This window comes from Mesorhizobium sp. WSM1386 (genome assembly GCF_055901595.1).
In genome coordinates this window covers 292,697-306,336 of the sequence record NZ_CM148373.1, presented here as the reverse complement: position 1 = coordinate 306,336, position 13,640 = coordinate 292,697, and the positions used below count along the sequence as shown (strand labels likewise).

Here is a 13,640-nt window from a genome sequence, read left to right as displayed (position 1 = left end):
AGAAAAAGGGCCTCTATGAGCGCTTTCGGATCACAGTCCATGGCGGCACCGCTGCGACGCGTGCTGATGCGGTCGGCGGCCAACGCCATGCGCAATGCCGACAGGGATGCCTGGCACTATGGCCCGGGTTTCGACCCGGCGAAAGCGGCATCGCAGCACGCGCTCCTTGCTGAACTGGTGACGGCTTCCGGTGCCGAGATCGAATGGATCGAGGACACTGCGGATGGACTTTCGGACTCGGTGTTCACGCACGACCCGTCGCTGATGACCGACCGCGGCGCGTTGATCCTGTCCATGGGCAAGCCCTTGCGCGCCGGGGAGCCCTCGCTGCATGAGGAAACCTACCGAAGGCTGGGCATTCCAATCCTCGGCCGGGTCGAGGCTCCCGGCCAGGTCGAAGGCGGTGATTGTGTATGGCTTGATGCCCGCACGCTGGTGATCGGGCGCGGTGTCCGCTCCAACCAGGAAGGCATCCAGCAGGTTTCCAACCTGCTGACGCCGCTCGGCGTTTCCGTCTACGGCTTTGACCTGCCGCTGTGGCAGGGCGAGGAGGCGTGCCTGCATCTGATGTCGGTGATCAGCCCGCTGGCCGACGACCTCGCACTGGTCTATTCACCGCTTTTGCCGGCCCCGTTCTATCAGATGCTGAAGGCGCGCAACATCCGCCTGGTCGAAGGCGACGCGGAAGAGTTCGCGGCTTCCAATGGCCTCAGCCTGAACGTGTTGCCGACCAGCCCGCTCAAGGTCATTGCCGTTGCAGGCTTTCCAAAGACCAAAGCCGCGATGGAAGCCGCCGGCTGCACGGTCGAAATCTTCGAGGCGGATGCGCTCTGCATCGCCTGCGAGGGCGGGCCGACATGCCTGACGCGGCCGATCCTGCGCCAATGAATACGCCATCCCGCCGCAGCTTCCGTCGCGAGGGCGAGGAGCGGCGGCGGCAGGATCTGATCGAGGCCACCCTGGACAGCGTGGCGGAACATGGCCTGCAGGGCGCCACCTTGCGCACCATCGCATTGCGGGCCGGCGTCACCGCCGGGCTGATCCGGCACTATTTTCCCAGCAAGGAAGAATTGCTGCAGGAAGCCTATGCGGCGCTGATGGGCCGCATGACCGAGCAGGCGAAAGCGGCGTTGGTCATGGAAGACGCCTCGCCTCGTCAGCGTCTTGCGGCTTTCATCACCGCCAACCTCGATGCGCCGATCATCGATACGCGGGTGTTTTCGCTCTGGGCAACCTTCATCGGCCGCGCCAGCGCGGATCCGACCCTGGCCCATGCCCACCGTGAAGGCTACCTTGGTTTTCGCAATGAGGTGGAAGCGGTTGTGGCCGAGGTGCTCGCCGCCGAGCAGCGCAATCCGGATACAAGCCAATTGCGCCACCATGCCATCGCGATCAATGCGATCATCGACGGACTCTGGATCGAAGGCTGCCTGGCCGGCGAGATGTTTTCGCCCGGCGAACTGGCGGCGATTGGCATCAAGACCGTCGAGGCCGAACTGGGCCTCGCGCCGGAAGGGGAGGAAAACCAATGACGACACTCGGCGAAGCCCTCATCACGCTGCTTGAAGCGCATGGCGTCGATACCGTCTTCGGCATTCCAGGCGTCCACACGGTCGAGCTTTACCGGGGCCTGGCGCGCTCGAAGATCCGTCACGTCACGCCGCGCCATGAGCAGGGCGCCGGCTTCATGGCCGACGGCTATGCCCGCGCCAGCGGCAGGCCCGGCGTCGCCTTCGTCATCACCGGACCGGGGCTGACCAACACCATCACCGCCATGGGCCAGGCGCGCGCCGATTCGGTGCCGATGCTGGTCATCTCGGGCGTCAACGCCATGCCGACGCTGGGCAAGGGGCTGGGCTTCCTGCATGAGCTGCCGGATCAGCGCGGCATGATGGAAACGGTGGCCCTGTTTTCGCAACGCATAACCGAAGCCGATGAATTGCCCAGCGCGCTGGCACGGGCCTTCGCGCTGTTTTCGTCTTCCCGCCCCGGCCCGGTGCACATCGAGATCCCGACCGATGTCATGGTCAAGCCGGCGGACGGCATCGCCGCCCTGTTGAGCAACGTCGCACCGCCGGCGCCCGACGGCGCGGCAATTGCGGATGCGGCCAAACTCATCGCCGCCGCGCGCCGTCCGCTGATCCTTGCCGGCGGCGGCGCCAAGCGTGCCGACATGGCGCTGCGTCGCCTGGCCGAGACGATGGGCGCACCGGTCGTCGAGACCACCAATGCGCGCGGCCTGCTGCACCGCCATCCGCTCTGCGTTCCGGCAAGCCCGAGCCTGAAGGCGGTTCGCGCCCTGATGGCGGACGCCGATCTGGTGATTGCCGCCGGCACGGAATTCGGGCCGACCGACTATGATGGCTATGGCGACGGCGGCTTCGTCCTGCCTTCCAATCTGATCCGCATCGACATCGGCGCCGACCAGCTTGCGCGACGTCCGGTGACGGTCGCCATCCAGGCCGATTGCACCGAGGCGATCGAGGCCCTGCTTGCCGCGATCGGCGCCGCTCACCCGGCCGCGCCGGACGGCCAGGGGCGCGCCGCGGCTGCACGCGAGGCCGGCTTTGCCGAGCTGAGCCCGGCCTATGTGGCGCAGGTGCATGCGGTGGAAATGATACGCGACACCTTGCCGGGCGCGATTATCGTCGGTGATTCGACACAGCCGATCTACGCCGCCAACCTCTACTATGACCACGACCGGCCAGGCGGCTGGTTCAACGCCTCCACCGGCTTCGGCGCGCTCGGCTACGGACCGCCGGCGGCGATCGGCGCGGCACTTGCCATGCCCGATGCGCCGGTCGTCTGCCTGACCGGCGACGGCGGGTTCCAGTTCACGTTGCCGGAGCTCGGCGCGGCGCTCGATGCCGCGGCCCCCGTCATCTTCGTCGTCTGGAACAATCGCGGCTATCGCGAGATCGAAACCTCGATGCTCGATGTCGGCGTGGAACCTGTCGGTGTATCGCCGGCGCCGCCGGATTTCTGCAAGCTGGCCGAGGCCTATGGCATCGGCGCCGAACGGCTGGCCGACATCGGCACCTTGCCTAGTGCCTTGAAGCGCGCCCGGGCGACGGGGTTGCCGTGCGTCATCGAAATCACGATCGATTGAAGCCTTCAGGACAGCGTTGATTTTCCATCCAGCATCGTATCCTTCGCCGGCTTGGCTTTTGCGCGGGCATGAGCCGCGGCCCGCGGCTCTGCCTGTCGCATGGCTGCCTGACGCATGCAAAGACGTGACGGCTGCCATGTCGAGATATCAATTGAGTGATCGCCCGAAAGGCGCGACGCTTCGCGTCGGGCGGCAACAAGCGACAAAATCATAAAAAACGACAGGAGCGGTCCAGGATGACGGAAACACTTAAGGGCAGGCATATCGTTGTGACCGGCGGAACCGGTGCGCTCGGTGGCGCGGTGGTCGGCAGGCTGCTGGAGCAAGGTGCGATCTGCCACGTGCCGAACGCGCACGCCGCGGCACCCCAGCATTTTCCTTTCGCCGCGCACGAGAACGTCATGCTGGCACACAATGTCGACCTGTCGGACTCCGCCAAGGTCGAGGCCTTCTATGCTCAGGTTCCCGCCTTGTGGGGGTCCGTCCATCTGGCCGGCGGCTTTGCCGCGGCGCCGGTGGAAAAGATCGAATCGGCGTCCTTTGCCGAGATGATGGACACCAATGCCCGCACCACCTTCCTGTGCAGCCGCGCGGCCATCCGCTCGATGCTGGAGTCAGGCACTGCCGGCCGCATCGTCAATGTCACCGCGCGCGCCGGGCTCGACCTCAGGCGCGGTGCCGGCATGGTTGCCTACGCGGCCAGCAAGGCAGCCGTCGCGGCGATGACGGTGGCGATGGCGGAGGAACTCAAGGCCGAGGGTATCCTGGTCAATGCCGTGGCGCCGTCGACGCTCGACACGCCGGCGAACCGTGCCGATATGCCGGACGCCGATTTCACCAGATGGGTCAGCCTCGAAGCCGCGGCCGAGGCCATCGCCTACCTGGCCTCACCCGCCAATCAGGCGATGAGCGGAACGCTGGTGCCGCTCTACGGCCGGGCCTGACCCGCGAGCGTCGAAGCCGGGCACACGGCATCCGATCCATCGGCATTGCGATAGCTGTAAATCCGAAGCGGCGATGAAGCGGCCGTGGGGCACTCGCGCAACCATGCCGGCGGCCGGCCTTCAATCAGCCCCGCCGCGAAAGGATAGGCGGCTTCCAGCGCCGGCAATGGCGGGCCTCGCCAGGCGCAAATCGCGACATGCGTTGCCTTCGTGGCATCGAGTATCGCGCGTGGGTCGGCGGTCGCCGGATCAAGAAAACGGTAGCTTCGTTCGATTCCCTTGGCCGACGGGTGATTGGCGATCGTCACCACCTTGGGACCGTCGGCAAGGGCAACGAAACGCGAGCCGACCAACGGTGGGGAAAGCACAATGGCGCCCGCCGGCCAACCCTGTTCAGGCTCAAAAGGGCTGGAATAGCAGTTATCGGCAAGCTCGCCCGCGGGAACCGCCGCTTCGGACGGTTTTACCGACAGGTTGTACAGCGCCATTGCGACGGACAAAACGAGACCCGGCAGGATCAACGTATATCTGCGCGATGCCGCCGGGACCGGAGATTTCAAATAGCGTCCCAACCTCGCATCCGGCGGCAGCAGACTCGCCAGCACGAAAACGAGGCCTATGCCGGCAAAGATCGGAAGGTAGCGGTAGTAGCGGACATAACCGACCGCAAGCACCAGCGCGAGCAGCGAGAACAGCGCCAATATCACGAGAGGCCGGCTTCGACCGTGCCGCCCGGCGCAGATGACGGCTGGCGCAAGCGCACCGATAAACAGCAGCGCCATGCTGGGAAAGCCCGTCGACAGGACGACATCAGGGCGCCGGAACAGACTCAGTTCCTGAAGAATTCTGTTGATCATGTTGTCGCGGACATAGGCGTCGAGCGAGGCATAGGGACTGGCTAGGCATTGCGGAAACAACATGGCCAGCGCCGCGGCACTGGCCGCCGCGAACACCAGCAGGATTGCCGTGCGCATGGCCCATCCTCCACGCCGGCCGGCAAGCCAGGGTACGACGGCAAATGAAAGCCCGGCCGCGACCAGCGCCGTCACGTGCGGCGTTGAATAGCTGTCGCATCTGACCGCGGTATAGGCGGAGGGCGGCACGATCGCCGCGAACAGGCCGATCGCCCCGGCAGCCAAGGCGAGGCCGAAACCGGCGATCCGGCTTTCACCGCCCTCGCGGTCAAAGATCCAGTCGAAGGCATAGACCGCGATCACCAGCGCATAGAACGGCGCGAACTCGGCGCTGACAGCGATCGACAGGGCTGTCAGCAGCCCGTTGACGAAGGCGGAAAATCGGTTTCGCGACATCATCAACGCCAGCGCTGCCAGAAGCAGCAGGATTTGCAGATTGTGATAGTCGATCCGTCCCGGGGCGAATTCGAAAAAGGTGCGCGCGGCAAAGATCAGCGCCAACGGGAATGCAACGGCCGGATAGGCAAAGCCGGTGGCGATCACCAGCCGGTTGTAGAAATAGAGCGCCGGCGCAAGCAGCAGCAGCGGGACGGCGAAGCTTGCCAGCATCAGAGCCGGCTCGAAGCCGGCGAACGGGGTGACCAGCCGCGCGAAGGCGGCATAGGGCAAGTCCACGATCCATGGCCAGTGCGAGACATAGGGCTCGGGCTGGACGATACCGGGCAGCGTCCGGTCGAAGATATTGCCCGTCTCAAGCAAAGTACGGATTTCGTGGAGCTTGAGCAGATCGTCCGCGTCATTGTTGAGCCTGAAGCCCAGGCACCAAAGGGCGGTCATCAGGATCGCCATTGCGCAAAAGCAGAACAGGACAGGCGCGTTGGTGTAAAGACGCAGCAACCAGGAAGGTCGCGCGGCGGCATTGTTGGCGCCATTGCTCATGGAAGGTATTCCCTTGGACCACTGGCAAATACGCGACGAAGTTTATGTTCTCGTAAAGAAAAGACCCGCCGGATCGCTCCGGCGGGTCTTTTTGTGAGGTCGCACGCGAGGCGTGTCGTCGATGGCTGACGCCTTAGTTGCCCTGCTTCTTCAGCGCGGCACCCAGGATGTCGCCCAGCGAAGCGCCGGAGTCGGTCGAGCCGTACTGAGCGACGGCTTCCTTCTCTTCGGCGATTTCCAGCGCCTTGATCGAGACCTGCAGCTTGCGGGTCTTCTTGTCGAAGGCGATGACGCGGGCATCGACCTTCTGGCCGACGGTGAAGCGCTCGGGGCGCTGCTCGTCGCGGTCGCGGCTGAGGTCGGAACGCTTGATGAAGGTCTCGATGCCGCTTTCGACGAGCCGCACTTCCAGACCGCCATCCTTGACGCCGATCACCTCGCAGGTGACGACCGCGTTCTTGCGCAGTTCGCCGCTGTTGGCCGCTTCGCCGACCGTATCCTTGGCCAGCTGCTTGATGCCGAGCGAGATGCGCTCCTTGTCGATGTCGACGTCGAGCACCTGCGCCTTGACCATGTCGCCGCGATTGTACTCTTCGATGATCTGCTCGCCTGGACGGGTCCAGTCGAGATCGGACAGGTGCACCATGCCGTCCACGTCGCCTTCGAGGCCGATGAACAGGCCGAACTCGGTCTTGTTCTTGACCTCGCCCTCGACCTGGCTGCCGACCGGATGGCTAGAGGCGAACGCCTGCCACGGATTCTCAAGCGTCTGCTTGAGGCCGAGCGAGATGCGGCGCTTGGCCGGATCGACCTCGAGCACCACGACGTCGACTTCCTGCGTTGTCGACAGGATCTTGCCGGGGTGCACGTTCTTCTTGGTCCACGACATTTCCGAAACGTGGATGAGGCCTTCGATGCCCGGCTCCAGCTCGACGAACGCGCCGTAGTCGGTGATGTTGGTGACAGTACCCTTGATCTTCTTGCCGATCGGGAACTTGGTGCCGATCTCGGACCACGGATCGCTCTCGAGCTGCTTCATGCCGAGCGAGATGCGGTGGGTTTCCTGGTTGATGCGGATGATCTGCACTTTGACCGTCTGACCGATGTTGAGGATTTCGGTCGGATGGTTGACGCGGCGCCATGCCATGTCGGTGACATGCAGCAGGCCATCGATGCCGCCGAGGTCGACGAACGCACCGTAATCGGTGATGTTCTTGACGACGCCTTCGACAACCTGGCCCTCTTCGAGGTTCTGCACGATTTCCGAACGCTGTTCGGCGCGGCTTTCCTCGAGCACGGTGCGGCGCGAGACCACGATGTTGCCGCGGCGGCGATCCATCTTGAGGATCTCGAAGGGCTGCGGGTTGTGCATCAGCGGGGAGACGTCGCGGATCGGGCGGATATCGACCTGGCTGCGCGGCAGGAAGGCCACGGCGCCGTCGAGGTCGACGGTGAAGCCGCCCTTGACCTGGTTGAAGATGACGCCTTCGACGCGCTCACCCTTGGTGAACTTCTCTTCGAGACGGACCCAGCTCTCTTCGCGGCGGGCCTTCTCACGCGAAAGCATCGCTTCGCCAAGCGCGTTCTCGATGCGCTCGACATAGACTTCGACGGTGTCACCGACCTTGAGGGTGGTGTCCTTGCCCTTGACGCCGAATTCCTTCAGCGGCACGCGGCCTTCGACCTTGAGGCCGACGTCGATGATGGCCATGTCCTTTTCGATCGCGGTGATCGTGCCCTTGACGACCTGGCCTTCGCCGGAATGGCCGGCGGTAAATGATTCTTCGAGCAGGCTCGCGAAATCATCGCGAGTGGGATTTGCAGCTGACATATTTTCTCCTGGAGTGTCCCGCATCTGAAGCGGGACGGGCGCCGTGGGTTAGCGTTGCGTTGGCCTGCCGGCGTTCCGGGCTAAAAAAGCCCTGGGCCGCTTTTCAAGCGGCAATTCCGGCGCATGAAGAATGCTGGCAGGCTGGTTCGCGCCCGATATGGGTATTTTCTGCGCTTCCGGCAACGGAAAACGAGGGAAAACCCGGATCAGGCTTTATTTCTCTTGGCCAGCACGTCGTCGATGACAGTCATGGCCGCGAGAAACGCGGCTTCTATAGCCATTTCGCTGGTATCAAGCAAGTGCGCGTCGGTGGCCGGCTTCAAGGGCGAGTCGGCACGGCCCATGTCGCGCTCGTCGCGGCGCTCGATGTCGGCGAGGATTTCGGTGAAATTGGCGGTGCCGCCGATGCTCTCGATCTCCGCCAGCCGGCGCCTTGCGCGTACTTCGGCGCTTGCCGTCACATAGAGTTTGATGTCGGCGTCGGGACAGACGACGGTGCCGATGTCACGCCCGTCGAGCACCGCGCCCGGCGGCGTCTTGGCGAACGCGCGCTGCTTTTCCACCAGGATGCGCCGCACGGTCGGGTAAACTGCGACCTTCGAAGCGGCCTCGCCGACCGCATGCGCCGCCAAGACCGCGCGGTCGAGCGTCGCCAGATCGACCTGGCGCGCGGCGGTTTCGGCTGCCGATACATTGTCGAGCGGCAGCCCGAGCCGCAGCAGCGCATGGGCCACCGCGCGGTAGGTGAGACCAGTGTCGAGCAGGTTCAGCCGGTAATGGTCGGCCAGTCGCCGGGCGAGCGTGCCCTTGCCGGCGCCGGCGGGTCCATCGATGGCGATGGTGAAGACATGTGTCATTGGCGGGCCAACAAAAGGGTTGAGCGCCGCGATCCTTCACGCCCCCCTTGTGGGGGAGATGTCCGGCAGGACAGAGGGGGGCGCTGTCCCGCCGACATCTCTGCTTGCTTCGCGCTTGCCATCAACCTTTACCCTATTTCCGCGCCCAGTCCCTTCATCAGCCCCATGAATTCCGGGAAACTCGTCGCGATCATCGCTTGGTCGTCGATCGTCACCGGCTTTTCCGTCGCCAGGCCCATCACCAGAAAGCTCATGGCGATGCGGTGATCGAGATGGGTCCGCACCTTCGTATCCAACCCGTTGGGATGGCCGCCCAGCCCCCTTCCGCCCGGCTTGCCGCGTACCGCGAGCGAAGCCTCGCCCTCGGTGCAGTCGACGCCGTTGAGCTTCAGCCCGTTGGCCACCGCCGACAGCCGATCGGATTCCTTCACCCGCAGTTCCTCCAGCCCCTGCATCAGCGTCTCGCCCTCGGCAAAGCTCGCCGCCACCGCCAGCACCGGATACTCGTCGATCATCGACGGCGCCCGCTCGGGCGGCACGGTGACGCCCTTGAGCTCGGAATAACGCACACGCAGGTCGGCGACATCCTCGCCGCCGGCATTGCGCGGGTTGAGGATTTCGATGTTGCCGCCCATCTCCTGCAGCGTCAGCAGAAGGCCGGTGCGGGTCGGGTTCATCAGTACGTTTTCGATTGTGATGTCGGAACCCGGCACGATCAGTGCCGCCACCAGCGGGAAGCCGGCCGAGGACGGGTCGCCCGGCACCGCGATCGTCTGGCCGTTAAGCTTGCCTTGGCCTTCGATGAAGATGTGGCGCACGCCGCGCTCGTCGGTTTCGACCGACAGATTGGCGCCAAACCCCTTCAGCATCTTTTCGGTGTGATCGCGTGTCATCACCGGCTCGATCACCGTGGTGATGCCGGGCGTGTTGAGGCCGGCGAGCAGCACCGCCGACTTCACCTGCGCCGAGGCCATCGGCACGCGGTAGGTGATCGGGGCGGCGTGCTTGGGTCCATGCAGCGTGATCGGCATGCGGTCGCCTGGCGTCGCCTTCAACACCTGCACGCCCATCTGGCGCAGCGGCTCAAGCACGCGGCCCATCGGCCGGCCGGACAGCGAGGCATCGCCGATGAAGGTGGTTTCCATGTCATAGGTGCCGACGAGGCCCATGGTCAGTCGCGAGCCGGTCCCCGCATTGCCGAAATCGAGCGGGCCTTCCGGCTGCAGCAGCGCGCCGTTGCCGGTGCCGCGGATCACCCACTCGGTGCCGCGCTTTTCGATATGCGCGCCCATTGCCTTCATGGCCGCACCGGTGCGCATCACGTCTTCGCCTTCGAGCAGGCCGGTGATGCGGGTCTCGCCGGAGGCGAGGCCGCCGAACATGAAGGAGCGGTGCGAAATCGATTTGTCTCCCGGCACCCGTGCGGTGCCGGAAAGGGCTGACGATTTGCGGGCGGTGGCCGGCTTGGCAGCGGCGGCGTGAGACATGGAATTTCCCTGGACGCAGTGCCGGCGGGCCGGCGCTTTTCATTTGTTGCGGCGGTCTCGTATCACGGCGGGGCGAAATGGTCATCCCCATGGCCGTCACTTGGCGCGAGGCCTTTCAGGACTTGGTTTTGTGACGCCGGCTTTTCGCTTTGACAGCGCCCCAAACTGTGGTTAAGGGGACCACTCTTTTATTGACGAGGCTTGCCGTGGCAAAAAACGAACTTGGCACAAAGCGTATCGACCCTGAGACGGGTCGAAAATTCTACGACCTGAACAAGGACCCGATCGTCTCGCCCTATACGGGCAAGACCTATCCGCGTTCCTATTTCGAGGAAGGCAAGATCGCCGCCCTCGAGGAGGAAGAGGAAGTGGCCGAGAAGGAAGTGGACGCCGAGGACGAAGAGGGCGTTGAAGTCGTCTCGCTCGAAGAGGCTGACGAGGACGCCAAGGGCGACGATCTGCCCGATCTCGGCGACGACGAGGATGTCGAGCTGGGCGACGACGAGGATGACACCTTCCTTGCCGACGAAGAGGAAGAAGACGACGACGTCGCCGACATGATCGGCGTCGGCGACGACGACGACGAGGTCTGATCGGCCTTGGAATGCAAGTGTTTGCTGGCTTTCTCGGCCTGTGAACAAAAAGCCGGTACTCAAGGCTTGATATCTGGGAAAGGCGGGGTTAGAAGCCGCCTGCACTAACGGCGCGGTGTTCCAACCCGCGCCGGATCTCTTCGCCGGCAACGGCGCCGGTTGACTCCGGAAGTGGGGCCATAGCTCAGTTGGGAGAGCGCTTGAATGGCATTCAAGAGGTCGTCGGTTCGATTCCGATTGGCTCCACCAGTCACCTGCTAGGCCGCTGATTTTCCGATCGGTTTCCGATCCGGCCAGGATCCTCCCGCATCGAAATCGATCGCAAATCCAGCGCCGATCGCGCTTCGCGCAATGAGATCGTCAAGTTCCCAATCGGTAAGTTCGCAAAGCGGAAACACGCGCCTCACGGCGCGGTTCACCTCGGATATCGAAATGCTCGTGCTCTCGACATTGTCGATCAGGTGCCGGACGATCGCCAGTCGGACGTCCGACAAGGTTGGCGTCTCCACGGGCGCGGACATCAACGGGCCTACGAATGGAGCCGTGGTGCTTTGGCCCTTCTTGCGTCGAAGGCGACGGGCACGCCATGAACGAAGGATGCGGCCGCCACCAATTCCTCCAACTCGCGGTCGGTGGCCTTGCATGCCGGCATCAGTGTTCGGATGGCAAGGATCGCCTGTGCGATGGAGAGAAACCGGGTCCTTCCCCTGGAAAGGACATAGGCTTCGGCGGCTTTTTCAACAGTGATGGTGCGAAACGAATTGGTCATGAAGAATTCCTCCCTGAAAACCCTGACCAACCCGACTTTATGGCACGAATTCAACCGCCTTCAAGCCTATGTCCGATAGCGGACAGTCACTGCGAACCGCCCAAAACTGCATATGCTTTTGGGCATGCTTCAGGCTGCGGCCAGGCCGAAATAGCGCTGCTCCTCCTCGCCGTAAGCGCCATGTGTGAGCTTTATCAATCCGGCGCGGTCGACGATCGTGATCTCGCCGCGCTTGGCGTGCACCAGTCCTCGATATTCAAGCATTTGCAGGGCCGTGGTGACCCCGGGGCGGTGGGCGCCGAGCATGGTCGCCAGAAATTCATGCGTCAGGTAGATCTTGTCTCCTTCGGCGCGGTCATGGATCATCAGCAGCCAGCGGGCCAGGCGTTCCTCGATTTTCGAATGACCATTGACCAGTGCCGTCCGCGACGATTGCACAAGGAATGCGTGGGCATAGTCCAGCACTGACGTGCGAAGCGACGGGCTTTCCGCAATCGCAGGGCGAAGGTTTTCAACCGGCAGGCGCCACCCATTGCCCGCGACCTGGATATAGGTCTCGTTGGCAGTGCTTTCCTGTCCGAGAATGACGGCAATTCCTGTCATCCCGTCATAGCCGATAATGCCGACTTCACTTTGCCGCCCGCCGGTCATGGTGGCGACCACCGACGCGATGCCCCTCTCGGGGAAATATACGTTCTTGATCGGCTGATGCGCGACCTCCAACTGGTCCTTGATCTCCAGTTCTACGTGATGCAGCGATGGCCGCAAAAGCGCGAAGTCCTGCGAGGAGAGGGCCTTCAGCACCTGGTTGCGAAAGAGGGATTGGGGCAAGGCTCTCTCCCATACGGGCAAGAGCACGCACCTCTCACTGTCGGACGCATCCGAAGAACTGGCGGCCGATGCCGAAGCATAGGCCTTAAATTAGCGATTGCAAAGAAATAGCTGACCTGCCGAGACGGGCGATCTATCTCTTCACCACTCGGCGAAGGAGCCGTCCTTGTGGCGCCAGATCGGATTGCGCCAGCGATGGCCTTCCTTGGCGCGCTCCTTGACATGCTCTTCGTCGATCTCGACGCCCAGGCCCGGACCGTCGGGAATGGCGACATAGCCGTCCTCGTAGCGAAAGACGTCTTTGTTGGCGGCATAGTCGAGCAGGTCGTCGCCGGCATTGTAATGGATGCCGAGGCTCTGCTCCTGGGCAATTGTAGCTGACCGCGTCGAGCTGCAGGCAGGCGGCGAGCGCTATCGGCCCCAGCGGGCAGCGCGCCGCCACCGCCACGTCGTAGGGCTCGGCCATCGCCGCGATCTTGCGGCATTCGGTGATACCGCCGGCGTCCGACAGGTCAGGCTGGATGATGTCGACGACGCCTTGCTCGAATACCGACTTGAAGTCCCAGCGGCTGTAGAGCCGTTCGCTGAGCGCGATCGGGGTCGAGCCAAGCGCGGCGATCTCCTCCAGCGCTTCGCGGTTTTCGCTGAGCACCGGCTCCTCGATGAACATCAACCGGTAGGGCTCGAGCTCCTTGACCAGGATGCGTGCCATCATCAGGCTGATCAAGGGCGAGGGGCCAGTCACCGACATTGCCGGCTTGATCGAGCGCACCGAGGACCGGCTTCCCGTTTTCAACGGGCGTGGCGGGCTGGAACTGATCGACAATTTTCGCATCGGCTGCCGTGGCATGATCCTGGCGCCTGATTGTGTCGACTATGCCGTGCGTACCTGGGAGGCGTTCCACGCCGGAAACGAAGCGGCAGCCGAGGTCGAGTATGCCAAAATGCCGGCCGGCGGCGGTTTTCGTCATGCAGGGCATCGAGAACTTAATCTGCTACGGCAAGCGGCTGTTCGGCGCCCGCACCGACATCCCGATCCATGATCGCGCACCGGCGATGCGGCCCAGCGGGACCGGTCTTGCGATGGTCGAGCGCTTCGCGGCAGGGCTTGGCCGATTGCCGGGCTAGAACGGCAGCCATCGGCAGCGGATCGCTGCCGTGATGCTGCGAATAGGCGAAGAACCGGGGTACATCAGCCTGGGTGCGAGCTGGCGGAGAGAATTTCTAACAATCCCGTCGGAATTGGAATAAACTAACTCTACAGAATTTATAGAATAAGCAAAATGCACTGGCGATCTGGCTTTCCCGGACAGGACCACGCCATGCCCACTTTCTTGCGCCCGCTCTCAGCCTGCCGCCGTCGCCC

General features: G+C 63.6%; 12 protein-coding genes, 1 tRNA gene and 1 pseudogene. 7 read left to right on the top strand and 7 right to left on the bottom strand.

Going from position 1 to position 13,640, the window contains the following annotated elements:
- Positions 1 to 15: 15 nt before the first annotated feature.
- The 4 genes from AC0NIH_RS01420 to AC0NIH_RS01405 all read left to right on the top strand — a co-directional run bounded on the left by AC0NIH_RS01420 (position 16) and on the right by AC0NIH_RS01405 (position 4,053).
- Positions 16 to 888: a dimethylarginine dimethylaminohydrolase family protein gene (locus AC0NIH_RS01420; RefSeq protein WP_473466161.1), complete on the top strand. Its 873-nt coding sequence runs from the start codon at positions 16 to 18 to the stop codon at positions 886 to 888.
- The gene (locus AC0NIH_RS01415) at positions 858 to 1,532 is read left to right on the top strand and encodes a TetR family transcriptional regulator C-terminal domain-containing protein (RefSeq protein ID WP_473466164.1); all 675 of its coding nucleotides are present in this window, start codon (positions 858 to 860) and stop codon (positions 1,530 to 1,532) included. Before AC0NIH_RS01420 ends, AC0NIH_RS01415 begins: the two co-directional genes overlap by 31 nt.
- Complete coding sequence (locus tag AC0NIH_RS01410) at positions 1,529 to 3,109, top strand: 5-guanidino-2-oxopentanoate decarboxylase (RefSeq protein ID WP_473466167.1); 1,581 nt, start codon at positions 1,529 to 1,531, stop codon at positions 3,107 to 3,109. Before AC0NIH_RS01415 ends, AC0NIH_RS01410 begins: the two co-directional genes overlap by 4 nt.
- Positions 3,110 to 3,345: 236 nt before the next feature.
- Positions 3,346 to 4,053, top strand: coding sequence for an SDR family NAD(P)-dependent oxidoreductase (locus AC0NIH_RS01405; protein WP_023767470.1), 708 nt, complete (start codon positions 3,346 to 3,348; stop codon positions 4,051 to 4,053).
- On the opposite strand, the gene AC0NIH_RS01400 is transcribed toward AC0NIH_RS01405, so the two are convergent.
- The 4 genes from AC0NIH_RS01400 to aroA all read right to left on the bottom strand — a co-directional run bounded on the left by AC0NIH_RS01400 (position 4,038) and on the right by aroA (position 10,081).
- Positions 4,038 to 5,906, bottom strand: a complete 1,869-nt coding sequence (locus tag AC0NIH_RS01400; protein WP_473466170.1) for a hypothetical protein — start codon at positions 5,904 to 5,906, stop codon at positions 4,038 to 4,040. The genes AC0NIH_RS01405 and AC0NIH_RS01400 overlap by 16 nt on opposite strands.
- A 133-nt stretch (positions 5,907 to 6,039) precedes the next feature.
- Positions 6,040 to 7,737 (bottom strand): 30S ribosomal protein S1, encoded by a 1,698-nt coding sequence (gene rpsA / locus AC0NIH_RS01395; RefSeq protein WP_473466173.1) that lies wholly within the window; start codon positions 7,735 to 7,737, stop codon positions 6,040 to 6,042.
- A 206-nt stretch (positions 7,738 to 7,943) separates the two neighbouring features.
- Complete coding sequence (gene cmk, locus AC0NIH_RS01390) at positions 7,944 to 8,594, bottom strand: (d)CMP kinase (protein WP_473466175.1); 651 nt, start codon at positions 8,592 to 8,594, stop codon at positions 7,944 to 7,946.
- A 128-nt stretch (positions 8,595 to 8,722) separates the two neighbouring features.
- Positions 8,723 to 10,081, bottom strand: coding sequence for a 3-phosphoshikimate 1-carboxyvinyltransferase (gene aroA, locus AC0NIH_RS01385; RefSeq protein ID WP_023775876.1), 1,359 nt, complete (start codon positions 10,079 to 10,081; stop codon positions 8,723 to 8,725).
- Between the two features lie 206 nt (positions 10,082 to 10,287).
- Between aroA and AC0NIH_RS01380 the strand changes: the two genes are divergently transcribed.
- Together AC0NIH_RS01380 and AC0NIH_RS01375 are read left to right on the top strand one after the other, a co-directional pair.
- On the top strand, positions 10,288 to 10,674 hold the full coding sequence (locus AC0NIH_RS01380) for a TIGR02300 family protein (RefSeq protein ID WP_023767474.1): 387 nt from the start codon (positions 10,288 to 10,290) through the stop codon (positions 10,672 to 10,674).
- 173 nt (positions 10,675 to 10,847) lie between these two features.
- Positions 10,848 to 10,923: transfer RNA gene (locus AC0NIH_RS01375), tRNA-Ala, on the top strand.
- Positions 10,924 to 11,203: 280 nt separating this feature from the next.
- Here the strand turns inward: AC0NIH_RS01375 and AC0NIH_RS01370 are convergent.
- The 3 genes and pseudogenes from AC0NIH_RS01370 to dgoD all read right to left on the bottom strand — a co-directional run.
- Entirely contained in the window at positions 11,204 to 11,443 is a 240-nt protein-coding gene (locus AC0NIH_RS01370; RefSeq protein ID WP_023767476.1) for a hypothetical protein, read from the bottom strand.
- 129 nt (positions 11,444 to 11,572) lie between these two features.
- On the bottom strand, positions 11,573 to 12,247 hold the full coding sequence (locus tag AC0NIH_RS01365) for a Crp/Fnr family transcriptional regulator (protein WP_473466178.1): 675 nt from the start codon (positions 12,245 to 12,247) through the stop codon (positions 11,573 to 11,575).
- Between the two features lie 168 nt (positions 12,248 to 12,415).
- Positions 12,416 to 12,986: pseudogene (dgoD, locus tag AC0NIH_RS01360) on the bottom strand (galactonate dehydratase); the annotation flags it as partial.
- Between dgoD and AC0NIH_RS01355 the strand changes: the two are divergent.
- The gene (locus tag AC0NIH_RS01355) at positions 12,967 to 13,317 is read left to right on the top strand and encodes a hypothetical protein (protein WP_473466181.1); all 351 of its coding nucleotides are present in this window, start codon (positions 12,967 to 12,969) and stop codon (positions 13,315 to 13,317) included. The pseudogene dgoD and the gene AC0NIH_RS01355 overlap by 20 nt on opposite strands.
- The last annotated feature ends 323 nt before the right edge of the window (positions 13,318 to 13,640 follow it).

Coding starts and splice junctions, on each gene's coding strand:
- AC0NIH_RS01410 (WP_473466167.1), top strand. CDS start 1,529: ATGACGACACTCGGCGAAGCCCTCATCACGCTGCTTGAAGCGCATGGC.
- AC0NIH_RS01420 (WP_473466161.1), top strand. CDS start 16: ATGAGCGCTTTCGGATCACAGTCCATGGCGGCACCGCTGCGACGCGTG.
- rpsA (WP_473466173.1), bottom strand. CDS start 7,737: ATGTCAGCTGCAAATCCCACTCGCGATGATTTCGCGAGCCTGCTCGAA.
- AC0NIH_RS01400 (WP_473466170.1), bottom strand. CDS start 5,906: ATGAGCAATGGCGCCAACAATGCCGCCGCGCGACCTTCCTGGTTGCTG.
- AC0NIH_RS01370 (WP_023767476.1), bottom strand. CDS start 11,443: ATGACCAATTCGTTTCGCACCATCACTGTTGAAAAAGCCGCCGAAGCC.
- AC0NIH_RS01405 (WP_023767470.1), top strand. CDS start 3,346: ATGACGGAAACACTTAAGGGCAGGCATATCGTTGTGACCGGCGGAACC.
- aroA (WP_023775876.1), bottom strand. CDS start 10,081: ATGTCTCACGCCGCCGCTGCCAAGCCGGCCACCGCCCGCAAATCGTCA.
- cmk (WP_473466175.1), bottom strand. CDS start 8,594: ATGACACATGTCTTCACCATCGCCATCGATGGACCCGCCGGCGCCGGC.
- AC0NIH_RS01415 (WP_473466164.1), top strand. CDS start 858: ATGCCTGACGCGGCCGATCCTGCGCCAATGAATACGCCATCCCGCCGC.